The 22,813-nt window shown below is 68.3% G+C and carries 27 protein-coding genes; 24 read left to right on the forward strand and 3 right to left on the reverse strand.

The window, feature by feature from the left end:
- The first annotated feature begins 161 nt into the window (after positions 1 to 161).
- The 14 genes from ACQPXG_RS37770 (at position 162) to ACQPXG_RS37835 (ending at position 8,643) form a co-directional block, all read left to right on the forward strand.
- The gene (locus ACQPXG_RS37770) at positions 162 to 587 is read left to right on the forward strand and encodes a hypothetical protein (RefSeq protein ID WP_433463936.1); all 426 of its coding nucleotides are present in this window, start codon (positions 162 to 164) and stop codon (positions 585 to 587) included.
- Complete coding sequence (locus tag ACQPXG_RS37775; RefSeq protein WP_433463937.1) at positions 580 to 747, forward strand: hypothetical protein; 168 nt, start codon at positions 580 to 582, stop codon at positions 745 to 747. Before ACQPXG_RS37770 ends, ACQPXG_RS37775 begins: the two co-directional genes overlap by 8 nt.
- On the forward strand, positions 717 to 1,163 hold the full coding sequence (locus ACQPXG_RS37780; RefSeq protein WP_433463938.1) for a hypothetical protein: 447 nt from the start codon (positions 717 to 719) through the stop codon (positions 1,161 to 1,163). Before ACQPXG_RS37775 ends, ACQPXG_RS37780 begins: the two co-directional genes overlap by 31 nt.
- A gap of 109 nt (positions 1,164 to 1,272) precedes the next feature.
- Positions 1,273 to 2,568, forward strand: coding sequence for a hypothetical protein (locus ACQPXG_RS37785; protein ID WP_433463939.1), 1,296 nt, complete (start codon positions 1,273 to 1,275; stop codon positions 2,566 to 2,568).
- A complete protein-coding gene (locus ACQPXG_RS37790) occupies positions 2,565 to 3,044 on the forward strand; it encodes a hypothetical protein (protein WP_433463940.1) in 480 nt (159 codons plus the stop codon). The genes ACQPXG_RS37785 and ACQPXG_RS37790 overlap by 4 nt, the downstream gene beginning before the upstream one ends.
- A gap of 95 nt (positions 3,045 to 3,139) precedes the next feature.
- The gene (locus tag ACQPXG_RS37795) at positions 3,140 to 3,598 is read left to right on the forward strand and encodes a hypothetical protein (RefSeq protein ID WP_433463941.1); all 459 of its coding nucleotides are present in this window, start codon (positions 3,140 to 3,142) and stop codon (positions 3,596 to 3,598) included.
- Positions 3,598 to 3,939 carry a hypothetical protein gene (locus tag ACQPXG_RS37800; RefSeq protein ID WP_433463942.1) on the forward strand — a complete coding sequence of 114 codons (342 nt, stop codon included), beginning with the start codon at positions 3,598 to 3,600 and terminating at the stop codon, positions 3,937 to 3,939. Before ACQPXG_RS37795 ends, ACQPXG_RS37800 begins: the two co-directional genes overlap by 1 nt.
- The gene (locus ACQPXG_RS37805) at positions 3,936 to 4,337 is read left to right on the forward strand and encodes a DUF6283 family protein (RefSeq protein ID WP_433463943.1); all 402 of its coding nucleotides are present in this window, start codon (positions 3,936 to 3,938) and stop codon (positions 4,335 to 4,337) included. The genes ACQPXG_RS37800 and ACQPXG_RS37805 overlap by 4 nt, the downstream gene beginning before the upstream one ends.
- 349 nt (positions 4,338 to 4,686) lie before the next feature.
- On the forward strand, positions 4,687 to 5,178 hold the full coding sequence (locus tag ACQPXG_RS37810) for a hypothetical protein (RefSeq protein WP_433463944.1): 492 nt from the start codon (positions 4,687 to 4,689) through the stop codon (positions 5,176 to 5,178).
- Between the two features lie 220 nt (positions 5,179 to 5,398).
- On the forward strand, positions 5,399 to 5,581 hold the full coding sequence (locus tag ACQPXG_RS37815; RefSeq protein WP_433463945.1) for a hypothetical protein: 183 nt from the start codon (positions 5,399 to 5,401) through the stop codon (positions 5,579 to 5,581).
- Positions 5,582 to 6,234: 653 nt separating this feature from the next.
- Positions 6,235 to 6,531 carry a hypothetical protein gene (locus ACQPXG_RS37820; RefSeq protein WP_433463946.1) on the forward strand — a complete coding sequence of 99 codons (297 nt, stop codon included), beginning with the start codon at positions 6,235 to 6,237 and terminating at the stop codon, positions 6,529 to 6,531.
- Positions 6,532 to 7,219: 688 nt separating this feature from the next.
- On the forward strand, positions 7,220 to 7,630 hold the full coding sequence (locus ACQPXG_RS37825; RefSeq protein ID WP_433463947.1) for a hypothetical protein: 411 nt from the start codon (positions 7,220 to 7,222) through the stop codon (positions 7,628 to 7,630).
- A gap of 281 nt (positions 7,631 to 7,911) precedes the next feature.
- Entirely contained in the window at positions 7,912 to 8,043 is a 132-nt protein-coding gene (locus ACQPXG_RS37830; protein ID WP_433463948.1) for a hypothetical protein, read from the forward strand.
- A gap of 261 nt (positions 8,044 to 8,304) precedes the next feature.
- Positions 8,305 to 8,643, forward strand: a complete 339-nt coding sequence (locus ACQPXG_RS37835; RefSeq protein WP_433463949.1) for a histone-like nucleoid-structuring protein Lsr2 — start codon at positions 8,305 to 8,307, stop codon at positions 8,641 to 8,643.
- 324 nt (positions 8,644 to 8,967) lie between these two features.
- Here the strand turns inward: ACQPXG_RS37835 and ACQPXG_RS37840 are convergent, their stop codons facing one another.
- Complete coding sequence (locus ACQPXG_RS37840; RefSeq protein WP_433463950.1) at positions 8,968 to 9,609, reverse strand: anthrax toxin lethal factor-related metalloendopeptidase; 642 nt, start codon at positions 9,607 to 9,609, stop codon at positions 8,968 to 8,970.
- Between the two features lie 364 nt (positions 9,610 to 9,973).
- Between ACQPXG_RS37840 and ACQPXG_RS37845 the strand changes: the two genes are divergently transcribed.
- The 9 genes from ACQPXG_RS37845 to ACQPXG_RS37885 all read left to right on the forward strand — a co-directional run bounded on the left by ACQPXG_RS37845 (position 9,974) and on the right by ACQPXG_RS37885 (position 16,340).
- Complete coding sequence (locus ACQPXG_RS37845) at positions 9,974 to 10,402, forward strand: hypothetical protein (RefSeq protein ID WP_433463951.1); 429 nt, start codon at positions 9,974 to 9,976, stop codon at positions 10,400 to 10,402.
- A 113-nt stretch (positions 10,403 to 10,515) separates the two neighbouring features.
- A complete protein-coding gene (locus tag ACQPXG_RS37850) occupies positions 10,516 to 11,118 on the forward strand; it encodes a hypothetical protein (protein ID WP_433463952.1) in 603 nt (200 codons plus the stop codon).
- Between the two features lie 376 nt (positions 11,119 to 11,494).
- Positions 11,495 to 11,761 carry a WhiB family transcriptional regulator gene (locus ACQPXG_RS37855; protein WP_433463953.1) on the forward strand — a complete coding sequence of 89 codons (267 nt, stop codon included), beginning with the start codon at positions 11,495 to 11,497 and terminating at the stop codon, positions 11,759 to 11,761.
- Positions 11,762 to 11,813: 52 nt separating this feature from the next.
- On the forward strand, positions 11,814 to 12,011 hold the full coding sequence (locus ACQPXG_RS37860) for a hypothetical protein (RefSeq protein ID WP_433463954.1): 198 nt from the start codon (positions 11,814 to 11,816) through the stop codon (positions 12,009 to 12,011).
- Positions 12,008 to 12,181, forward strand: coding sequence for a hypothetical protein (locus ACQPXG_RS37865; protein ID WP_433463955.1), 174 nt, complete (start codon positions 12,008 to 12,010; stop codon positions 12,179 to 12,181). Before ACQPXG_RS37860 ends, ACQPXG_RS37865 begins: the two co-directional genes overlap by 4 nt.
- Before the next feature lie 229 nt (positions 12,182 to 12,410).
- Positions 12,411 to 12,833, forward strand: coding sequence for a hypothetical protein (locus tag ACQPXG_RS37870; RefSeq protein WP_433463956.1), 423 nt, complete (start codon positions 12,411 to 12,413; stop codon positions 12,831 to 12,833).
- A gap of 241 nt (positions 12,834 to 13,074) precedes the next feature.
- The gene (locus ACQPXG_RS37875) at positions 13,075 to 13,932 is read left to right on the forward strand and encodes a hypothetical protein (RefSeq protein ID WP_433463957.1); all 858 of its coding nucleotides are present in this window, start codon (positions 13,075 to 13,077) and stop codon (positions 13,930 to 13,932) included.
- A gap of 777 nt (positions 13,933 to 14,709) precedes the next feature.
- Complete coding sequence (locus ACQPXG_RS37880) at positions 14,710 to 15,516, forward strand: hypothetical protein (protein ID WP_433463958.1); 807 nt, start codon at positions 14,710 to 14,712, stop codon at positions 15,514 to 15,516.
- A gap of 449 nt (positions 15,517 to 15,965) precedes the next feature.
- A complete protein-coding gene (locus ACQPXG_RS37885) occupies positions 15,966 to 16,340 on the forward strand; it encodes a hypothetical protein (protein ID WP_433463959.1) in 375 nt (124 codons plus the stop codon).
- 696 nt (positions 16,341 to 17,036) lie between these two features.
- Here ACQPXG_RS37885 and ACQPXG_RS37890 read toward each other — a convergent pair.
- Both ACQPXG_RS37890 and ACQPXG_RS37895 read right to left on the reverse strand, forming a co-directional pair.
- On the reverse strand, positions 17,037 to 17,384 hold the full coding sequence (locus tag ACQPXG_RS37890; protein ID WP_433463960.1) for a hypothetical protein: 348 nt from the start codon (positions 17,382 to 17,384) through the stop codon (positions 17,037 to 17,039).
- 3 nt (positions 17,385 to 17,387) lie between these two features.
- Positions 17,388 to 17,969, reverse strand: coding sequence for a hypothetical protein (locus ACQPXG_RS37895; protein WP_433463961.1), 582 nt, complete (start codon positions 17,967 to 17,969; stop codon positions 17,388 to 17,390).
- Between the two features lie 724 nt (positions 17,970 to 18,693).
- Here ACQPXG_RS37895 and mobF point away from each other — a divergent pair.
- Positions 18,694 to 22,665 carry a MobF family relaxase gene (gene mobF, locus ACQPXG_RS37900; RefSeq protein ID WP_433463962.1) on the forward strand — a complete coding sequence of 1,324 codons (3,972 nt, stop codon included), beginning with the start codon at positions 18,694 to 18,696 and terminating at the stop codon, positions 22,663 to 22,665.
- Positions 22,666 to 22,813 lie beyond the last annotated feature (148 nt).

Genomic DNA, 22,813 nt, shown 5'->3' on the forward strand with positions numbered 1-22,813 from the left:
CCTCGCTGTCGTTGACGAAGAGGCCACCGGGCTCCGTCAATTCCAAATACCAGGACGCCTACCGCAGCCTGGGACGAGCTGACCAGAGGCCGGCGCCGTCCCTCCCCGCCCGCACGACGGAGAGGCGGCGCCTTCCATTTCCCCACGCCACCGGAGAAGGAATGAGTAACCACCGGACTGCCACCATCGGAGAACAGGGCCGGATCCTCGCCGAGGCCATGCTCCGTATCCGCGCCGACCGAGCCGAAGGCCGCGGCGACGTCGAGAAGCTCGACCGAGACCTGGCGGTCCTCACCGACATGCTGATCGCCCTGAGCGACCCCGCCGAGCTCCATCGCGTCCTGATGGATCCGTCGGTGCCGTACAGGACGCGCGTGGAGGCCGCCTACGAGCTGGACGCCATCCAGACCGGCGCAGGCCTGTCCGGTACCCAGTCGGAGGCGATGCGGCGCGCACTCAGCGATCTGGACGTTATGGCTCGCGCCATCGGCGACGGCGAAGCTGCGAGCACCGTGTGGAGCCTGGCTGAGCGTTACGGGGTAGTCGCCTCGATCGTCGAGAACCGGAAGGACAGCACCGGTGCCTGACCCGATCGAAGAAATCGCCACGGGCCGCCGAACCGCGTACTTGCTGAACTCGGCCATCAAGCGCGAACTGGTGTTCGCGGTGAACACGGCTCAGGACGGGCACGGTGGGCGTACCGCAGCCTCCGCCGGTTGTTCGGCTGCCAGGCCGAATACCGGCTGAACGCGTTCCACAACATCGGCAGCATCACGGTCGGCCCCAGCCGCGCCTGGGACTACACGAAGTACCGCGAGGCCCTCGCCCGTCTGGACGGGCTGCTGCGCGCGGCCGCGGAGCTCGTGCCGTCGCTGGTGAACAACCGGCTGGCCGTCTGGCTGTCCGTGGGCGCAGCCGAGCTGGAGTTCGCTTCCGGCGCCAGCGCCGAAGACGCACTCCGACTGATCGCCCGCGTCCGGCGCTGCCACCGCTGTGAGGCGGTCATCACCGACGAGGCGTACGGGAGCTCCTACCGGCTGCACCGCGACGTCGAGGACGGCGGCACCGACTGTCCCGCCAACAACGGCTACTCGGAGTACGGCCGCCAGTACGACAACGGCCGGAACTGGTACCGCGGCCACGACCCCGCCGAGCAGCCCTAGCGGCCCCAGCGGCAACGGGCCGCAGCCGCCGACAGACCCCATTCCCCACCGCCCTCTCCCGCCACCAGGAGGGGGCGGCCGCATTTTCATCCCAGAGAGGAGCCTCCACGTGACCTCACAGGATCACCACGAGTCGCAGAACCTTTCCCACGATGAACTTGAGTTCCTCATTGGCTCGCCCGAGCAGTTCCGGCGGGAAGACGCGACGGTCGTCCCACGGTCGTTCAAGCGGGCCATCGCCGACTCGGGCCTGGACGACAAGCTCGCCCTTCTCGGCATTTCGTCCCACGATCTCCCTGACGATGCGCTCAAGGTCATCACCGCGACACCCACCAGCATCAAGGGCGTGGGTCTCGGGGCGGACCTCGCCCACGAGCTGGCGAACATGTTCCGCGACGCCTACACGATTGACCGCCAGTTCGAGCAGCGCGACAACAGGTGGCGCAAGACCCCGGACCGGGTCTCCGGTTACGTCTCGACGGACGCCGGTTCTCTCCGCCTGGCTATGGCTCACAGGGGCATGGCCCCGACCTCTAGCCTCTCGCCGGCCGCCCTGGACAACCGAACCAACGACGCGCTCGCCACCGCGTACGCCTACATGGGAGACCCGCACTTCATCCCGGCCAAGATCGCGGCCGAGATCGTCACCGCGACACCACCTGCCCCGTCCAAACGCCCGGAGATTCGGCTTCCGGGCCGGTACGCGTGGATGTTCCACGACGGTGTGCCGTTGACCGACATCGTCGGTGACGACATCCCCCCCGACCAGAGGCTGCTGCTGACCTCGGACACTCTCCTGATCGGCGCGCTCTTAGCCGGCAACGGCGACCTGTCCCTTTATGACCTGGCATTCCTGCTCGTGGCCGCACGAGGTTCCGGCGGCCGCTACTTCTGGGCACCACTGCCGCTCCCGATGGGCACCGGCGCGCCCGCCACCAACATCGTCTGGAACTACGCCGCGCTGCTGTCCTGGGAAGACTGGAAGTCGCCGCCACGACTGCCGCAGCGCCACCGAGGGGAGAGCAACCGCGCATACCGGCGGAGACTCCAGCGGACCCCGGAGGCAAGCCAGGGCGCGCTGCACAAGGTGCGGGTTCTCGACTACCAGCCGCCTCCGGTCTCGGCCCGCCCGAGGAAGCCGACCCAGGAGACGGGCAAGGAACTGGAATTCCAGCAGGACCGGCGCGGGCACTGGAAGCACGGCATCCGCTTCGGGATCCGAGACGAGAACGACAAGCTGGTGGGGCCGGTCTACAAGGACGGCGCCGTCGAGGGCGTCACGTTCACGCGTCGGACCAAGTTCATACGCCCGACGACCGTCCGGGAGGACCTGCCTCGGAAACCCGGCACCACGGTGTACCGGCTACCGAGCACCGTCCAGCGGCAGGACGGCGGCCGCCAGTGACCGGCCCATCGCCGGGCTGGCCGGAGATCGTCCAGAAGAAGCTTGCGGCGTTGCGGGAAGCATTCGGCACCGCCGAGATCGAGGACCTCGCGGGCGGCTGCTATTCGATCGTCGTGCCTCTGGAGCCCGGCCCGTACACACCGGATGGTGGGCGGCTTCTGATCGGTGACAAGGAAGGGCCGCTCGGCGAGAACGGCTTCCACGGCCACCGCGTCGACCTCCACAGCGCCGCCGATGTCTTCGACTACCTCGGGACGGTCTACTCCACCGCGGACGACGACGTGGACGCTCTGATCGAGGGCATCCGCGACTTCCTCCTCCGCGGCCGCCGACGGCTCCTCCCCCACGACGAATGGTGCAAACGGCGCGACCAGCATCACTCCGAGACCGACCACCTGGTCACCCCCTTCAGCGCCGACGCCGCCGGTTGCGCGACCTGCCGAGAACTGTCCGAACAGTTCCACCAGCACAAATGACCACAAAGCACGACCTGCTCATGCCGCATCCAACCCCCTGACCGGCAGATCAGCAGGGAGCCCCGCTGCCCCCGCAAGAAGAGAGGAATACCTTCATGCACTTGTCCGAACTGCGCAGCCTGCCCGTCGGCGCGCCCTTGCTCGCCGGGCCGAGCGCCGAGCCCGTCGTGTTTGTCGGGATCACCCCGGCCGGCTCGGGCCGCCGCATCGCAACCGCCCGAGCCCTCACCTGGGACGGCCGCGAACGCGAGGTTCAGCCCCGACAGTTGAGGCCCGCCCCGCCCACCGCCTGCCCGGACGCCGTCATGGTGCGCCCAGAGCTGGAGGGCCGAACCGTCACCATCGAACGGATCACCGCCCACATCTGGCCGCGCATCGGCATCGCCTCGCGCGGCGTGATCCGACAGCCCGCCGTGATCCGCCGCCACGACGGCCACTTCCGGAAGGTGTGCTGCGTCCAGACCGACCTGTGGGGCGGCGGCGACCTCGAAACGGCCGCCAAGGCGTACGCGGATGAGGGCGGCGCCCGCTACATCCCCGCTGGCAGTGTGTGATGCCGGACATCGAGGCCCTGTCGGCTGCGGGGAAGCCCATCGTCGTCGAGACATCCGCGCCAATCGGCTCCATCTCCATGTGGGCGCTGTTCCACTACGAGTGCAGCAAAGGCACCCGCCGCTCGATTGCCCGCGGCGACCTGATCCAAGACTGGTTGCGGGGCCTAGTGGCCAGCCGCCGGATGATCGGGTTCGGGTGGAAGCAGCGCGGCCAGGTCGCGCCCGACGACTGGCACGGCTGGCCCGTCACGAACCGAGACTGCACCGCCGATCTGCAGCCAAACGTCCCAAGCGAAGTGGTGCAATACGTGCCTGCAGCAGATCCAGAACGCCTGAGGTGATCGTGGTGGACAGCGTTGAGTTTCGTACGTTTCCCTGCGCCGAGTGTCCGTGGCGGCGCGACGCGGACCTATCCCTGTTCACCGACGACGACTTCGCTAAGCTACGCGCCGCCGATGTCGGCGTGATCGGGACCATCAACGACCCCAATGAAGTCGACGACCTCCTGGCGGCACCGGGCATGGCCTGCCACAAGGACCAGCCTGGCACGCCCCACCCCCTTCGCTTGTGCGCGGGATGGCTCACCGCGGTCGGCCCCCATCATCTAGGCACACGCATGCGCATCGCCATCGGCGCCCTGCCTGCCTCCGCGGTAGTGCCCAACGAGGACTGGCCCCCGCTTTACGAAGACCTGGACGAGCTGCTACGCCACCGCCCCGATGCCCTCAACCAACCCTGATCTGCGCCCCGACCGAAAGTCGACAGCGAAACGAACCGGTCCGACCTCCTCCTCGCCATCGGGGTGTCACAAATCCCACCGACATCCTGGGACGAGCTGATCACCAAGCGCTCTGGGACTCGCCTACAGGCGCTGCTGCTTCTAACAGACGAAGCCGGACTCGGTTGTGGGTGCCCGCTGTTCCACACCAGGTGGGGGGCTCACGCTCCTCCAGGTGAGGGGGCGTCGTCAAGCCCGGAGGGCACCACACCGGCGGGCGGGGGTCAAGGGAGAAAGCGCCCTTGACCCCCGCCCGCCGGCGCGCTGAGCAGAGCTCACTGACGACGCCCCCTCACCTGGAGGAAACACAGTGAACTCACGCAGCACTGGCCGCGGCCGGTTTTCCAGCCTGCTCGTGGCCATCCTGCCCACCCGACGGCACGTGACCGCCGACCCGTGCCCCGAGCAGCATCGCCTCAAGACTGTCCAGATGAACATCACGCGGCCGCCACTTACGACGAAGGCCCGTATCGCCCGACAGGAGCTGGTGTTCTGGACGCTGCGGCAGGCCGCCTGGGGATGGGAGTCCAGGCCCACCCTCCCGACGCGTCGTAGCTTCGAGCAGGCGCTGGGTGACTTCGTGGCCGAGGTCGCCCCGCACGTGACGGTGACTCCCTACGACTACGGTCAGTCCGCGACGGACGAGGCCTACCGCGCCGTTCAGAAGGCGGCGCTGTACCTGGCCTACGTCGACTGGGACAACGGCCGGGAGACCGCAGCGGCTTCCTCGACCCTGGATTACGCCGACGATCAGCTGGACGAGGCGCTGTACGACTACATCGCGGCTGCATCCGGCAGCTGAATGATCGGTGCGCGGTCTCGCCTGGTCCCGGGGCCGCGCACCGCCCGGAGGTAGCTCGAAGTGCCACGCACGATCTTGGCTCGGGCGGCGGTCGCGAAATAGAAGATCACGCCGAACGCGGCAGCAACCAGCGGTGATCAACTGCGCGTCATGACCGGCGCCGGGGGCGAGAGTCCGGCGCCGGTCATGACGACCAAGTCGATCACGGAAGGACATAATCATGTTCACTCTCGACCCCGGCAAGATCTACCGCGTGACCGACTACCGGACGTCCCCGATCACCGGGAAGCCTGTAGCGATCACTTCGGTAGGCGACGGGAACGCAAGACGCAACGGCTGGGCGCTCGGCGCGATGATCTACGCCGCGCACGTGAGGGTTCTCGCCGCGCGACTCGACTACTGATCTACTGCGCGTCGTGATCGCTGCCGGTTTGCCCCGGCAACGGTCATGGTGACCGAGTCGATCACGAGAAGAAGATCATGAAGGCACCCCCCCATGCCAATAATGGGAGAAGCCTTAAACGCCGAAGGGGCCCGGAACCCACAGCCTTTTCAGTCGGCGGGAGCTAGCCAAGGGTGAATCACCTCCAACCGGGTCACGACTCGGCTCCTGGCGCCAGATCCGAGAACCTCCCGGTCGCGGCGCGCCAACGGCGGCCCCGCCTCCACATAGGAAGCATCACGTCTTCCCGCTGAACGTCACTATCAGCCGTTGATCGGCGCCCCATCTCCGCGAACTTAGTACCACAGGCCTGTGCTCCGACGCTTGGAACGATACCGACGAGGTGGATCGAACGCTCAGGCCAATACGCCGTCCTGCCGGACAAGAGCAACGCTCAGGACCACCAAGCAGATCCACCACGCAGAAAAATCTCACTCCCTAACCAACCAGGAACAACATGAGGAGGGGCAATGATTCCTCGCAAGCCCGCATACGAACAGGCTCCCAGTAGCTTCGCCCGGGCCGCATTTGGCGGCAAGGCTGGAGGCAATAAGACCGATGGTAGAAAGCATTGGCCCATATCGCGCGGGAGTCGAAGGAAGCAGACTTTGGCCATGGTCTTCGCATTGAGCGCGACGCTCGCACTCGGCGTGATACTCGCGGCCCATGGGGGGCAAACGAAGAGCTCACCATATAGCCAAGGATGGTCGTGGGCCAAAACGCATACGGGAAAAGTAAATGATCCCCAGGCGTGCATCATCGAGCAGAACAATCGATTCGGGGCATCGGCGGCCGGTATCGACTTCTACATTGGATGCCAGAACGCCCTGGACGGCTTGCGGTATGACCCGAGTGGCAAAGAAGTGTTCACCCCCGGCCCGCGCAATAGCGGATTCGGTCTAGATCCCTGACCGTCTCGGCAGATCCTGATGGTGCGGCTCTCCGCCCGGATCATGTTGAGCACCGCCGCCGATGCGGTTGATCCGCGCCGGGGATCCGCTGCATCTGGGTACCGCACACACCCGCCAGGTGATCGAGGCCAATCTGCGCGCCGGGGCGCTGCTGTCCTGCCACGCCGCCCTGCCTTACGGCCCGCGCCCCGACTTCGGCCCGTGGTCTGCGCCGGGTTCTGGGCGCGGCGCCGCAACGCCGGCCCGGCCGAACGCTTGGCCCAACTCCTCCTCGGGACCATCCGCATCCCGCCCGGCGACTCCAACGACGATCATTGACAGGAGACTTCGATGCCCCACGAACCCTGCGGCACCAGCTCTAAAGAATCAGAGGCCGGCTCCGCAGCGCTGCGCGGTCGCCGGATCCGGCTCCTATTCACCTCCGACCCTCACACCCGCCTGCAGCCCGGCGCCCTGGGCATCGTCACCGGCGTCGACAGCCTGGGCACCCCTCCCTGGTCGACTAGGACGACGGCAGCAGTCTGGGCTTGCTCCCCGACCAGGACGAGTTCGAAATCCTCAACTCGATGAGCCAGCCGAACAGCCGAGGGTCCCTGTCGATCGAAAGGGCACCCTTGGATGTTGCTGATCAAACGGACTGCCGACCAGACTCGCGCCAAGACCGCCAGATTCACCGTGCTCATGGCCCATGTCGGTCTGCCCCGCCGACGTGGCGCTCGCGAAGGACGCAGGCCCGACACAGGTCGCCAGCATGCTGGTGGCCCGCGGGTTCACCACCTCCGAGGTCCTCGCCGTGATGCGCCTGGCTACCGAGAAGGGCGAGGCGATGCTGGGCGAAACCGAGCCCCTCGACGTGGCCCTGCCGGATCCGTGGGATGTGCAGGTCGCCTCCCGGTGGACGGCCGTTAACCGATTCCGGGACGCGTACATGCGGGCGCTTGCGCTCCAGGACGCCGAGCAACAGGAGGACGCTGAGGCTGAGGCGTCCCGCTGGGAGACGGCGGCAGTTCGGGTGGCGCCCGCCGCGGCGGAACGGGTGTTCCTGTCGGCGGAGGTATGGATGCTACGCAGAGCGCGGGAGGTGAACCAGCACTGGTAGCTCTGACGTGGGCGCGACGGTGCAGTGTGGGCAACCCGCTCAGCCCCTGAACCCAGCGCCCACCTCGGACCAGCCCAGGCCCGCATACACCAACCCCGCCAAGCCTCCGGCACGCCCTGCCCACCGAGCTCGCTGCGTGTGGATGGTGGCCTTCGTCAGCGCCCCGAGGGCACCACGCCGGGGGGCGGGGGTCAAGGGGACAGCACCCTTGACCCCCGCCCCCCGGCGCGCTGAGCAGAGCTCACTGACGAAGGCCACCATCCACAGCAGGAGGCTGTCTAGTGAGGATCATCGTCGACCACCGTCCCTACGCCAACGGTGAGGTCATCGACATCATCGAGCCTGACGAGAGTGAAGGCCCGGCCCCTACGGAGGAGCACTTCCTGGGCTTCTGCGGAGACCTGCCGTATTGATCCCGATTGCTGGTGCCCCGGGCGTAGCCGGGGCACCAGCCGTCCGCAGCGTCGTCTCGCTCCCACCCACCTGCAGTCGTCTGAGTCGCATGTCCTGGTCGTCATCGAAGTCTCAGGGCTTGAGATGACGATCAAGTAGCGCTCAGAAGGTGGTGGGCTGTTGCGGCCATTCACTCCCTGTCTTCAATCTCGCAAAGGAGTGGAGCGCCACCCGGCGCACCACTTCTCATCCATCCGTATCCACAGGAAGGAAGGATCACCATGCAAAAGATCGAGATCAACGTGATCGACGACATCGACGGCTCCCCCGCTGAAGAAACCATCATGTTCAGCCTGGACGGCGTTTCATTCGAGATCGACCTGAACGCCGACAACGCAGCCGCTCTGCGCGACATCTTCCGCCCCTACCTCGAGCACGGTCGGAAGAAGCCGTGGCCAGGGCGAAGGGCCACCACCGGGCCTCAGCGCACTCACCGCCACGCACGGTCTCGGATGAAGTCAGCAGAGATCCGGCAGTGGGCCAAAACGCGCGGACTGGCCATCAATGACCGGGGTCGTATTCCCGCGTACGTCATCGAAGAATACGAGGCAAACGCCTGACCGGGCTCGGAAGTGGCGGTGTGCGCCCGCTGTACCGGGAGCGCACCGTCACGAGCGTCTCGCTCCAGCATGATCAGCAGCCTGACCCGTCATGCTGAGATACGGCGCTCCCAGGCAGTGAACATTTCCTCGAGCGCGGCGGCGCGAACGTGATCGTGGGTCCGCAGGAGCGGGTGCTGATCCGCTGGTACCGCGGTCGCGGCCGCCTCGTCGTAGCCAGGGTCGCCTGGCCGCAGCGTAGTGACCCCATCGCCGAACAGCCCTGGGCCCGCAGCGGCGACTGGCACGTCGACCGTGCCGTCCGCCTTCATGACCGCCGTCATGTCACCGCCCCACGTCGTAGTTACGCCGGTACCAGGATGCTACGTCAAAAGCCCGGCTGGTGGCTCCCCCCAGCCAGGCCTCCAGCACGTCCCACACCCGCAGGTAGCACAGAGTGAACGCCTCGGCGAAGAACTCTTGCCGCTGTCGGACGTAGCGATCGTCGATCAGTGCCTCCCGGCAAGTCCAGTGCAGAGCGCGGAACTCAGCCGCATCGCTGATCATCCCGTCCATGTCGTCCAGTGCGTGCGCGACCTCGTGCATCGTCAGATCGCGGGTGAGCGGTGTCCCACCCGACCCGATGACGATCACACGGTTGCGGTAGCCGGCCGGAATGTGCTGCCAGCGGGGCCCGTCTGGCCTGCTTGGATCGACCGGGTGGTCGTAAAGATCGGCGAAGGCCGGATAGTCGGTGACCATCCCCAGTCCGATGTAGATTCCCGTGATTTCGCCGACCAGACGACCCGCCAGGTGCGAGGGCAGGGTCGCCAAGCGGTCTACCGCCGTCACCAACTGGGCCGGCGGAACGGTATCCCGCGGCCAGCAACGGTGCAGAACGGCCTCAATTGGGCCGGTGTGGCGACGGCCGTTGGACGGCACCGGATGGACGTTGGGACTCAGCGGGGGGACCTCGGGTTCGTTCATGGCCAAGGTGACGTTACCGGCGCTTGCCTTCGTTAACACCTCAACCGCGCCGTCGGAGGAACCCCACGCTCGCCGCGTTCCCCTCGACCGTGGCAAATCCACCACTGAACCAGGCGGGGGCGTCGTCAGTGCCCGCAGGGCACCACACCGACGGGCGGGGGCCAAGGGAGAAAGCGCCCTTGGCCCCCGCCCGCCGGCGCGCTGAGCAGAGCTCACTGACGACACCCCCTCACCTGGAGGTCTCATGGTGAACTCCCACAGCACCACTTCGAATCAGGCCGGCCCGACGATCGGCCGCCCGAAGCTGACAAAGGCAGCCGCTGGCGCTCGACGGCAGCTGATCGTCTTGATCTGCAAGGTCCGGATGGCCACCCTGAAGAGAGACCGCCGCGCCGCCTCCCGGATGCGTCCCGCGTTCGAGGCCGCGCCAGCCGAACTCATCCCCCAGAAGATCACCCCCCGCGACAAGCGGACCGCATTCGTGCAGGGCCTGCGCGAGCTCGCTGCATTCATTGAGGCGCACCCCGACCTGCCCGTCCCGCACAGCGACAGCTCTGTGGGCCCGTACCTGGGCAACTCCACGCCCGACACCGACCAGCAGCGGCGCGCCGAGGTCGACCGGATCGCCTCCATCCTCGGTGTCACCACGTCAGGCGACAGCCACTACAAGGCCTCCCGCCGGTTCGGGCCGATCGCCTATACGGCCGTCGCGATCAGCTCCGCAGTGATGGAACGGCACGCGGCGCACATGTCCTACTACAACGTGATCCAACCCGCTGACTGCACCTCGTAGCCGCCCCGTCCAGCGCCGCCTCCGGAGAACTGGAAGCTCGGGGGGCGGCGCAGGGCCCGGCGCCATCCAGACGACGGCGCCGCCCCGCAGACAGAAACACGAAGGAGACCCCCGTGTCACTCATCACGACCAGCCGCAGATCCGCGACCAGGGCGCCAGCCACCTTCGGCCAGATCCAGCCCTACCAATGGTTCTGGACCGGCGCTCAATGGAATCTCGCCCTGGCGGTCCGCGACGACGACGATCCGGGCGTCGTCAGGATCGTCCACCGCCCGGCCAATGGCCCGATCCGCACCACCCCATACCGCCGCGGCCGCATCACCAGCGTCCTCCTCGACTCCCGACAACACAGCATCCCGGCAGCCGCTGAAGCTCCGCCGCGGTTGCTCGGTCACGGCAATCACCGTGATGGGGCCTCGGGCGCGCAATCTAGCCCGACCCGGGAGGACAAGACCATCATGAAGCTGGACGTCCGCTATCGGCCCACCGACATCTTCCTTTGTGCGCACTGTGGCGACCACACCGAACTCCGCGAACTCAAAGTGGTCGATGACCGCGGACAGGTCTGTGGCCACTGCCAGCTGCACGACGATTGCGGCGCCTGCGGCGAGGTCGAGAGGATCGAAAACATGCAGAAGGTGCCAGGCCTTGGCCGCGTCTGCCCGGTCTGCATCCAAAGGGAGATCGAGCGCATCACCAGCGGTTACAGGATCTGAAATCCCGCGCAAGGCACCAGATAGGGCCTCATTCCTACTCCTCCGGTGCACATCGGATTGAAATGGCAGTCCCGCAGGGCGGGCTGGGCGTTGACCCAGCCCGCCCTGCTTCGTCGGCCTCTTGACGTATCTCAGCCGACCAACCCAAGCCCGATACAGCGCACCGACCACCGAGCGTCCGGGCGCGCCTTGGGCCCGTCCTTCATCGCCGCGCCGTGCGACGCGCTCCGAGAAGCCGCCCTGACCGGCGCGCTCCAGGTCGCACCTCGTTCCAACGCAACAAGACCAGGCCCGGCTCGTCGTCGCGGCTTACCGCTGGCCTCATCCGGTAGCTGGCGCCGACGGGCAGAGCCACCATCACCCTCGGAGAACCTCCATGTTCATCAAACCCGACGACCCGGCCCTGCCCTGTTCAGACGACCCGGAACTGTGGTTCGTAGACGATGGCACCCTGGGTCACGCCCGCGTGGAGGCCGACCGTCTCAACAAACTGATCCAAGAGGCCAAGGACGGTTGCGCCGTCTGCGACATCCGGGCCGCGTGCCTGGACTACGCGCTCAACCACAATGAGCACGGCATCTGGGGCGGACTAACCCGAGCCGAGCGGCGAAAGCTGCACCGCCGCTCCGCTCACGTCGCCTGACACTCCGGCTTTCCGTGTCACGCCCCTCCTCAGGTCACCGCCGGGAAACACGATGCGCAAATATCTACTCAAGCCCGACCGCAGCGAGGACTACTACGTCGAGTGGTCCACCATCGTGGACGCGTCCATCTGGCACGGCCCCCGCGCCGAAGCACTCAAGCGCTATCCGCCCGAACTCGTCACGCGCGCGGATAAACCGGCACCACCCACCCCGACCCGAGTGTCGATGGGTACGACGCCGACGGCGTGATCCTTGGTGGGCGTTACTGGCTGCCCAGGCGCAACCTCGCCGCCGTCACCCGACTGCTGGACGAATGCGTCGCCGACGATGACCGGCGCCTGCAAGCACTACTCGAAGACCCCAGCGGCCGCGCAGACATCGTGTGGGTCGTCTTCACCGGCGACGACATGGAGCGATGAGCCGCAACGCAACGGTACACGCGCGCTGGCGCTTCACCTCCGACCAGCGGCGCTGATCAAACGCCAGCACACGCAAGCCCCACCGTAGCCACCAGCCTCGGGGCCTTCGTCAGTGCCCGGAGGGCACCACACCGGCGGGCGGGGGTCAAGGGAACAGCGCCCTTGACCCCCGCCCGCCGGCGCGCTGAGCAGAGCTCACTGACGACGCCCCTCACCTGGAGGCAACAGAATGGACCACACCGTCACTCGGCAGCCTCTTCAGCTCGCCAGCAGGACCGCACGGCTGAGTCCGCGCACCGGCGCAGCCCGGCGCCGGCTCGTGACTGCCGCGCTCTACATAACCGCGCACGAAGACTGGGCACGAGACGGCAGCGCCTCAGCGCACGCGATGTTCAAAGCAGCTTTGACCGACCTCATCTCCGAGATCGCCCCGGACGTGCGGGTTGAACCCTACAAGGGCGGTTCCGGCCGGCTCGATGGAGCATATGCCCTGGTCCAGCTGGAAGCGCTTCACCTGGCCTTCGCCAACCGCGACAGGTCCAACGAAGACGACGTTGACGGTCCCTCGCCGACCAGCGACTTCGCCATCGGCTGGCTGAACACGGCACTCAACGACTATGTCACCACCGCGCGCGAGTCCTCCGCGGAGTGAACCCGCCAGGTGGCTGAAATCCGGCGCACGGGCGGCGTGCCCCTGGAGGGCCGCTGCCCGCGCCGGGGCCGCCCACTCCACCGGGCCGAGGCACGCTTGCCCGCCGTCCGGGCCACCGGCGTTCGGCGGCTCGGGCCGCGCTCATGTTCCAGGCCCATGGCCACGCCCATCAACCCGAAGGGATCCGCTCATGTCTGAATATCAGACTGCCCCGGCCGCCCCGCTAGGGGAAGCGCAGCTGATGGAGCTGCGCTCGCTCGCTGCCCGCTTCGTCAAGGTGGCGGCGGCCGCCTCGCGGGGCGGCACCGACGCTGCGTTTGTCGAGCAGCAGCACTTCGCCGTGCACATAGCGATGCGTCTCGCGCGGCTCTTGGGGTTGATGCCAGCAACCCTCGACCCAGCCGGGCCGACCGTCGAGCCGGTTGGCGTGCTCCGGCCGGTGCCGCCGGTTCAGCAGGTACGCGTGGTCGCCTGCACGCCCGACGACATCACCGAGCTGCTGCAGGTTGGTGACCGGGTGTTCGTTCGGCGCCAGCACGGCGGCATTGAGAGCTGGGACGACGCCAGGATGACACGCCGGTACTCGCACAACCCCGTGATGCACTCCGGCTCGGCAGAAGTGACGACGGTATTCGGCGAGGTGTTCACCATCGTTCCCGGCGGCACCTTGCACCGGCCGCCCCGCGACGGGGAGGGCTGGGCGCTGGTGCCGCTGACGCCCGCCTACGGGTCGCAGGTGACACTCAGCGCGGTCGCCGAGGGCCTCGGCCCTCAGGTGGGGGTGTGGCTGGCCGATGAGGTCCGGTCGCACCTGCGCAGCATCGGCGTGGGAAGCGTGCGGGTCGCGGCGCAGTCGACTCGGATGCTGTCTGCGCGTCGCGTCGACGTGTACACCGCCGACGGCAAAACCCTGCAGGGAGAGGCGGAACTGGCGGACCTGCTGCGGTCGGAGTTTCCCAGCCCCGTGACGGTGCGGCAACGCCGGGACTGGCTGCAGATGGCCCGCCGCATGGCTGGCTCCACAGCGACTCCGCGAACGTCGGCGAACGACACCGACCAAGGCTGGACCGACCCAAGACTGTCACACGGGACCGGTTGACGAGGCTTTGGCTGTTGACAGGGGTGATCCGGGCATCGAGCCCCGATCACCCCTGCGGCCCTTTCACCCCCGCCTCCCACCCGGGACGCCAGAGGCGTCCCGGGATCGGTACGGCCTGCCGGCCGCATGGCCTTTCCACGGCGGCCTTTGGCCGCGTGCTGCTGCAGGCCAGCGCCGAAGCACGACATCCGGGCAGGCTGAGGTTAGGGCCCCGTCGCAGCACGGCTGCGGCTGTGACATTGGGGGGCCGGCCCCCCAAACCCCCACGTGACGCCGGTTAAGCGAGCTCACATCTGGGGGGCTCCCGCCCCCCAGACCCCCTGGCCCCGCGGTGCCCATCCGCGCGCCAATGTCTGTCTCGCATGCAGACCGTTCGCGCGGATGGGCACCGCGGCTCGTGCTTCCGGCGGCGTCTGCGTTCCCCGCCGGTCTCACCACCGGGAACCTTGCGAATTCTTGAGCTTACGCCCGGGCTGGGATTCTCGGCTTGAGGTCAGGTGATCGCTAAATTCCTGCAGGTGGTTTCTTATCGGGCCACGCGGATTAAGGTATCCCGAAACGGTGGTGCTAGAGATATAGCAATGCCATTACGAAAAGAGCATTCAGCTAGGAGGGGGGCCCAAATATGGCGCATTCGCCGAATTGGGTCCCCAGATTGGCCCTAATGCTTGCAATTTCGGCGCAATAATCGATAGAATCAATCCTGTAAGGCAGAACGGCGCGGGGGACCGGAACCCCCCAGCCCGAAGCCCCGACCCAAACCGAAGGGATGCCGACATGGCAACCATCAACATCGGACGCGCCTTTGTCGCGACGAATCAGGAACTCACCACCACCAGGGGCACGGCGTACCGGCTAATAGCCGTTATCGAGGACACCGGATACTACGACGGCCGGAAAAGGTGGATCCCCACCGGGAAAATCTGCTACGGCGTGCGCGTGCGCGGTGTCCGCAAGATGCGCGACGCCGCCAGAATCCAGGAGGGTGACGAGATCACCGCGACACTCCGCGACATCGAGGTCAGCGCGACCATCATGCAGGATGGTCGCGCCGAGGCCCGCGTGTTCGGCACCGCGACCGCTATCGGGGTCATCTCCACACGTGAGAGCCGAGGAACCAACTCGGCAAACGACCCCAAGAAAGAGGCAAAGAACATCGCGGCCGATGCCCGTGACCGTATGCGCGAGGAGCGGACCGGCACCGAAGACGACGACCCCAGCAAGCCCACGCGGTTTGAGGGGTTGGAGGGCAAGCAGCCCGGAGAGACGCCCGAGCAGTACCGCGAACGTCAGAAGCGGCAAGGCACCCAGGCGGCACGAGTGAACAACGCACGCAAGGCCAAGAGCGCGAAGAACGCCGCCAAGCCCCAGCCAACCGACGTCATCACGTGCAAGGGCACATGTGGTAAGTCGTACCAGCGGCGGGAGTTGACAAAGGCCGGATACTGCCCTGACTGCAAGCAGACCCGCACCGGCGGAAAGAAGCCCGCCACGAAGCCCGCCACGAAGCCCGCCACGAAGCCCGCCACCGAGGTTGACCCGGACATGTTGCGCCGGGAAATCTACTCCGAGTCGCGCGCCTAACCACCCCGGCCAGGGGCGACCGCAACCCGGCGGCCGCCCCTGGGCCCGGCCCGGAACGGCAAGACCGGGCATCGAGCCCGGCCTCCCCGCCAGCCTCCGGCTGCCAACGGCACGGCCTCCGGCCGTACCCTTCCTCCGGCCTTCGGCCGGAGCCCAGGGCCTGAACGGCCCAAGGCTCCGAGCCTCGGCGGGCGCCGCTCACGCGGCGCACCAACCCGCCTCACGGCGGGCCCGGCCTACGGCTCCGCTAGCGCTCCGCCTCCGGCCGGTACTGGGCGGTGGGCGGCAGCGTCAAGGGCGCCTCCGGCGTCGCTCCGCGATCGGGCTCCGCCCGACCCTTGACCCTGCCGCCCACCGCCCAACCCCCGCAAGGCGCGGGGTAAGGCTTCCGTGACCGCCACACCCCGCCGCGCACGTACTCCACCGACGCATCGAAGAGGATCTACACCATGACCGACAGCACTGAGCGACTGCGCCGCGCCAACGCCGCGCTCACCACCTTCGACCCTGCCCCCGACGCTTCACCCGCCGCCCTCATCACCGCGCTACTCGACCTCATCGCCGCAACCGACAATGTTCCCGGCGCCCTCACCACAGCGATCGTCGACCATGCCACCCACACTGTCGAAGAGCGCCCCGGCACCGGCGCGAACAGCAACCAAGAAGCCGTCCTCGACCAGACCTACGCCACGATCGCCGGCAACATCATCGCCGCGCTCCTCTACGAAGCCCACTCACTCGACCAGACCACCCCACACGCCATCCGCCTCATCGCCGACAGCGCCCTCAACGACCACCTGGCCGCCGAACACCAAATCGACTGACCCCACATCGACTGCCTCCGGCACCAACCACCCAGACGAAAAAGGCCGGCAGGCAACCACCCCATCAGGAGCGACCGGAACGCCTGCCGACCACGCTCCCAGCCCCGATCCAGAACACCGAACGATTCCGTAAAGCCAGGAGACGCACCTATCCTAAGCCGCCCGCACCACGATCACCATCAGCTCACGGCACGGCCTCCGGCCGTACCCTTCCTCCGGCCTTCGGCCGGAGCCCAGGGCCTGAACGGCCCAAGGCTCCGAGCCTCGGCGGGCGCCGCTCACGCGGCGCACCAACCCGCCTCACGGCGGGCCCGGCCTACGGCTCCGCTAGCGCTCCGCCTCCGGCCGGTACTGGGCGGTGGGCGGCAGCGTCAAGGGCGCCTCCGGCGTCGCTCCGCGATCGGGCTCCGCCCGACCCTTGACCCTGCCGCCCACCGCCCAACCCCCGCAAGGCGCGGGGTAAGGGGCGGGCATGGGCGTGAAGGAGACCCCAGTAAGGGGGTCCCGGGGTAAGGAGCGGTCCGCCGTCAACGGCCTCAACCCGCGACCATCGGAACACCGACCTCGCCGCCGGGCAGCAGCTCCCCCAACGCAACCAACAGCGCCCGCCGACGCGCCAGAGGCATCGCCAAAAGAGCCGTTCCGGCGTCTCCCGGCTGAACAGAAAAGTCCGATCTCGTGGTTGTCCCGGCGCGGTCACGGTTCGCCGTCCAGCGGCGCACCCCCGACAGGCTTTCCACGCTCGCCCTCCGGCGACGGCTCCGCTCCCGCCACCACGGCGAGCTCTTCCAACGTCAGCTGGATCACACCATCGCCGTCAGCGCTGTGCTCAAGCCGAGAAGCGGCAAGTTCCGGGGCCTGGACTTTTTCAATCCGATCCCTCACCACCGCCAGAAGCGGAAGCGACACCAAGGCGAACTCCGCCGTCCGACCACGCCCTGCCAGCACCGGAACCGCTCTCACGCCATCCGCCAGCAGAACCTTGATCGCCTCCTCCAGACGAGCGCGATCCGACGCTCGCGACAGCAGCGACACCAACTCCATGGATCACCCCTCCAACCCGACCCCAGCGGACCTCCGGGCCGGCCCTGGCACCTCAGAACCTCCCAGTGCGCCGGGCGCGTCCCCAGCCCGCCGATCAGCGTTCAGCTTGGTCTCCGCGCCAGGCTCAAGACCGGTGCCGGGCTCGGTCCCTGGACCGGCACCGGCAGGCGTCGCCGTTGTCGTCTTCACCGTCCCAGAGCCACCGACGTCCGGTCCCTCACCGGCGAAGCCAGAGACCTCCGCGGCTGAAGGGGAACCCGCCGCGTCGACGGGTCGGGGCTGCGAATCGGTCTCCATCTCAGCGGCCGCCGTGCTTTTGGCCGCCCGGACCTCGGCGCGCGATACCTCACACCACTCCGCCACATCGGCCACGGTCTGCCCGAGGTTCACCAGCGCCGCCAGATGCGGGCCGATCTCCGTCCGCTTCCGCTTCGCGTCCTGCTTGCCGGCCTCCTCCACCTTCGCTGCCTGCTCACGGAGCCGCTCCGCCTCCTGGTGAGCGTCCTCCAGCAGCGCATCAGCCTCGGCTTGAAGCTTTGCGACCGCCACGACGTGGTTCTCGATCCGGCGGAACCGCTTGCGCACCCGCTCCCGCCGCACACGCGCAGCGTCCCGCCGCGCCCGATTCACAACGCTCCCACTACGAGACATGGTTACAACATATCTGGCTATAGCCGAGTTTTACATAAGTTCCGACTCTTGGACGGGGCCAGCCGCCTCGGCCTTGCACAGCCGCGACCGGTAGGCGACGCGCAGCTGGCACCGCCGGCCCCCCAGCACCATCAGCAGAGTCGGGATCGACCGGCCCGCGCCCGATCCCACTGACGGCGTTTCGCCAACGCCCACCGGTTGCCGTGTGCGGGAAGGACCCCTTCACGGGTGCCCTCGCTCACCGGCAACCAGCCCATGGCGGCACTGCCGAGGTCGCTCACCAACCGCTCTCCCGACACGTGTGTCCGTTCCGGATGAACCCGTCGGTGGCCATGCGCCCTGAACTGCGCACCGACAGGTTGACGTGAACAGCGCCGGGCGCTGCCGTCCGCATGAAGGTGTCGGTGGTGACGAGTTGCGGCGCGGAGACGCCCGTCGGGGCCGGTGAGTGACCTGCGCTCCGACAAGTGTCCGCGGACACCGACACGAGTGCCGACAGGTAAACGCGGACACCGACAGGTTCGCCCGGACGGGACAACGTGGTTGATCCTCATCAGCTCCCGCACCGGCCTGTTTGAAACCAGATGGGCTCAGGTATCGTCACTTTTCAGTCATCCCGCTCGGCGGTGAAGCCCTTCACGGGCGAGAGGAGGAGCCGGTGGCATACGTGACCCCCATCGGTGCCTCCGCCGAGCAGATGGAGTACCGGCTCACCGGACAGATGGGCTGCGCCCCCCGGCCCACCAGCGACATCGACCACGACATCGCCGGCCCGCGCCTCATCCCCCCGCCAGCACCTGCGCCCGCGCTCAGCCACGAACACCAACCCGGCCAGGTGGAGCGGCCGCACGTGTGGATCGGATCGGGCCTGCCGCAGTTCGGCCTCACCGCGGGCACGCAGATGACCCCGGACGATTACCGGCTGGCGCGCAACCTGATCCGCGGCCAGCACCCGCGCACCGGACGCCAGCTGATCGTCACCAAGACACGCGTGCCCGACCGTGCGCGCGTGCACGGCCGCACACTCCTGCTGGCCATCGAGCAGGAACTACAGAACCGAGACACGCCCGCCCACAAGGTGTTCGTCACCAACCGGCAGCACGACGCCTATCAGCGGCTGACCAACGGCGTCGACCGGCGCCCCGGCAGCTACACCATCAGCGCCGCCCAAGCCGCCACCCTGATGAAGACCCTCGACCTGGACCCCGACCAGATCTACGGGCCCCAGTTCATCGAAGCGCTCTCGCACGCGCGCGAGCGCGAGCCCGCCGGCAACCGCGGCTACGACATCACCATCACCTTCCCCAAGAGCTTCTCCGTCACCGCCGCGCTCGCCGACACCGACCTGGCCGAGGGCATCGAAGAATGCCTGACGCAAGCCACCCAGGACGCCTTCGCGCTGCTGGAGACCTACACCGCCTACGGGATGCGCGGCCGCCACGGCGACGGCCGCGCCGCCGAGCGGATCGCCACCCACGGCTACTCCGGATGGGCCACCGTGCACCGCGCATCCCGCGCAGGCGACCCGCACTGGCACACCCACCTCACCATCGCGAACATGTCCCAAGGCGAAGACGGCAAATGGTCCACCATCGCTGGCGGCGGCCGCGACCTGATGAACCACCTCCACCTGGCCGGAGCGTTCGCCGAAGCCCGCGCCCGGCACCTGCTCGCCGACCGGTACGGGTTCACCTTCACCCGCAGCGACCTCACCGGCCGGCTGGAGATCTCCGGGATCTCCGACCAGCTCCTGCGGCTGTTCTCCAAACGCGACACCGAGATCCGCGACCGCGTCGCCCGTGACCACAAGGTGGACTGGGACCAGGCCACCCCCGCCCAACGCCGCCAAGCCACCGACCGCACCCGCGAAACCAAAGACCCCGACCTGGCCGGCACCCCCGACGCCGAACTACGGCAACGCTGGCGCGCCGAAGCGCTCGCCGACGGCCACGACCCCGACCAGATCCTGGCCGCCCTCACGCACCCCTCCGCCCCCACCGGCACGCCCACGAGCCGACCCGACGGCGCCGGGCAGGAGCCCGGCCGCGAACCCGCCGCACCCGACCCGCGGCAGCTCATCACCGCGCTCCTGGACCCCGACGACGGGCTGACCGCGCACAGCAAAGCCTTCCGGCGCCGGGACGCCATGGCCCGCCTGTGCGAACTCCTCCCCGACGGCGTCTCCGGACTCCCGCAACTGCAAGACCTCACCCGCGCCCTGCTGGAATCGGGCCAGACCCAGCAGCTGCCATCCGCCCAGGGCACCGCGCACTTCTCCAACGCCGACCGGTACACCACCACCGACCTCATCGACGCCGAGCAGCGCATCATGGCCCTCACCCGGACCGGCATCGGCGCCGACCGCGCCATCGTCCCCACCCGCGTCGCCGACATGGCCCGCCAGGTGTTCGAATCCAGCGCCGGCTACCAGCTCGACCCCGAGCAGACCGCGATGTACCACCGCCTCGTCCACGCCGGGCACGGCATCGACGCCGTCGTCGGCGACCCCGGATCCGGCAAAACCAGCGTCATGACCGCCGCCCGCATCGCCTGGGAAGCCGCCGGCCTCACCGTCGCCGGCGCCGCCACCGCCGCGCTCGCCGCCGACCACCTGCGCGACGAGGCCGGCCTCACCAAATCCGGCTCACTGGCGTTCTGGCTGACCCGCGCCGCCTACGGCGACGGCCTGCAAGACATCGACGTGCTCATCATCGACGAGTCCGCCATGACCGACACCCGCGACCTGGCCGTGCTCCTGGAACAGGCCGCCGACACCGGCACCAAGGTCGTCCTGATCGGCGACCCCCAGCAGCTGCCCTCCCCCGGAGTCGGCGGCGCCTTCCAAGCGCAGCACACCCTGCTCGGCGGGCTCACACTCACCATCAACCGGCGCCAGACCAGCCCCCTGGAACGCGCCGCACTCGCCCAGTACCGTGCACGCGACCACCGCGCCGCCCTCACCGCCTGGTCCGACACCGGCCGCCTGGTCGCCACCATCACCCCCGACGAAGCCCGCCTGGCAACCGTCACCGACTGGTGGGCCAACTGGGAACGCCACGACGACCCGTTCGAGCGGATGAGCTCGGCGCTCATGCTCGCCCACCGCAACGACGACGTCGCCGAACTCAACACCCTCGCCCGCACGCTGGCCCGCCACACCGGCCACCTGAACGGTGACGACGTCCACTTCACCCGCACCGGCCAGCCCGCCATCCCCCTCGCCGTCGGCGACATCGTCATGCTGCGCCGCAACGCCTACCGCCAGAACAACCGCCAGAACAACCGCCAGAACAACCGGCAAGGCCCCGACCTGCTCAACGGACGCCGCGGCATCGTCACCCGCGTCGACCCCCACGGCCGCCGCCTCGACGTCACCTGGCGCACCACCGACGGAAAACCAGAAACCGCCACCGTCGATGCCGACTACATCGCCGCCGGCGGCCTGGAACACGGCTACGGCCTCACCGTTCACAAAGCCCAAGGCCAGCAAGCCGACCACCTCAGCCTGCTATCGATCAGCGTCAACCGGGCCCTGCTCTACACCGGCATGAGCCGCGACATCATCAACGCCCGAACCTTCCAACCCGCCACCGAACTCACCGACGACCTCACCCTCGAACAATGGGCCGCCATGTCCCCCGCCGACCGGCAACTCGAAGTCACCGCGCTGATGGCACGACAACTCGACAAGCAACACCCCGCCACCACGGCGATCGAGGAACTCGGCTACGCCCCCGCCGCCGACGCGCCGCCAACGCCCGCGCACACCCACCCGCCAACACCGCCAACCCCCGCGACCAACGGCCCCGTCCCGGAACCGCGCGCACCCGACACCGGCCGCCCAGCCCGCACCAGCCAGTCCGCGACCCATCCGCGCGACATCGAGAACACCACCGACGGCCCCCAGCCGCTCCGTAGCGACATCCCCGGCGACCTCATCGCCAACGCCGCCGAACTCGTCATCACCCAGCAGTGGGGATCGACGTCGATGCTGCAGCGCAAACTCCTCCTGCCGCGTGACGACGCCGACGCGGTCATGGACCACCTGCACGCGTTGGGAGTGGTCAGCGCCCCAGACCGGCACCAAGCCCGCTCCGTGCTGCGCCGCCCTACCGAACTGCCCGACGTACTGCACGCCATCGCCGCCCGCACTCCCGCCCCCCCGCCCGTGGCCGACGCCCCGCCCCCACGGATCGGCGGGCAGCCCCGGACACCGATCACCGGCCCGTGGCTCCGGCCGCTCGGGCCCTTCCCCCCGCTGCCCCACCAGCGAGAAACCTGGGTCCACCTGGCCGCCTCCATCAACGCCTACCGCGCCGACCACAACATCAGGGGCGACGACCCTCTCGGCCCCCGCCCCAAAGACCCGCTCCGCCTCGCCGACTGGCGCGAACTCGGCGAGATCCTCGACCGCCACAACAAGGCCCGCGTCGACCACCTCACCAGCGACCAAACCGCCCGACCAGGCGCTGTGCCCATCCCGCCGCGCCGCACCCATGCCACAAGCCCCCCACCGACCCGACCGCAAGCCCCCGAGCAGCCATCACGCGCACCCGACGACCCGGCCCAGAGCCAACCGCACCAGCTCCATCCCGACGAGCCCCGCCACCACCACGGCCCTCGCCCCTGAACCGAACCATGAGGCAACACGCCCCGCGCCGCCCTCCCCAAGTCGGTCAATCGTCGAGAAGCCCTCGCCCGGCCATCACCCTTCGGACGGGTGTCAGCGATTGCAGGGGTTCACCATCACTCGGGGCGTCAATCCGCAGCTCGAACAG

It is taken from the genome of Spirillospora sp. CA-128828 (assembly GCF_050945415.1).
Taxonomy (GTDB): Bacteria; Actinomycetota; Actinomycetes; order Streptosporangiales; family Streptosporangiaceae; genus Spirillospora.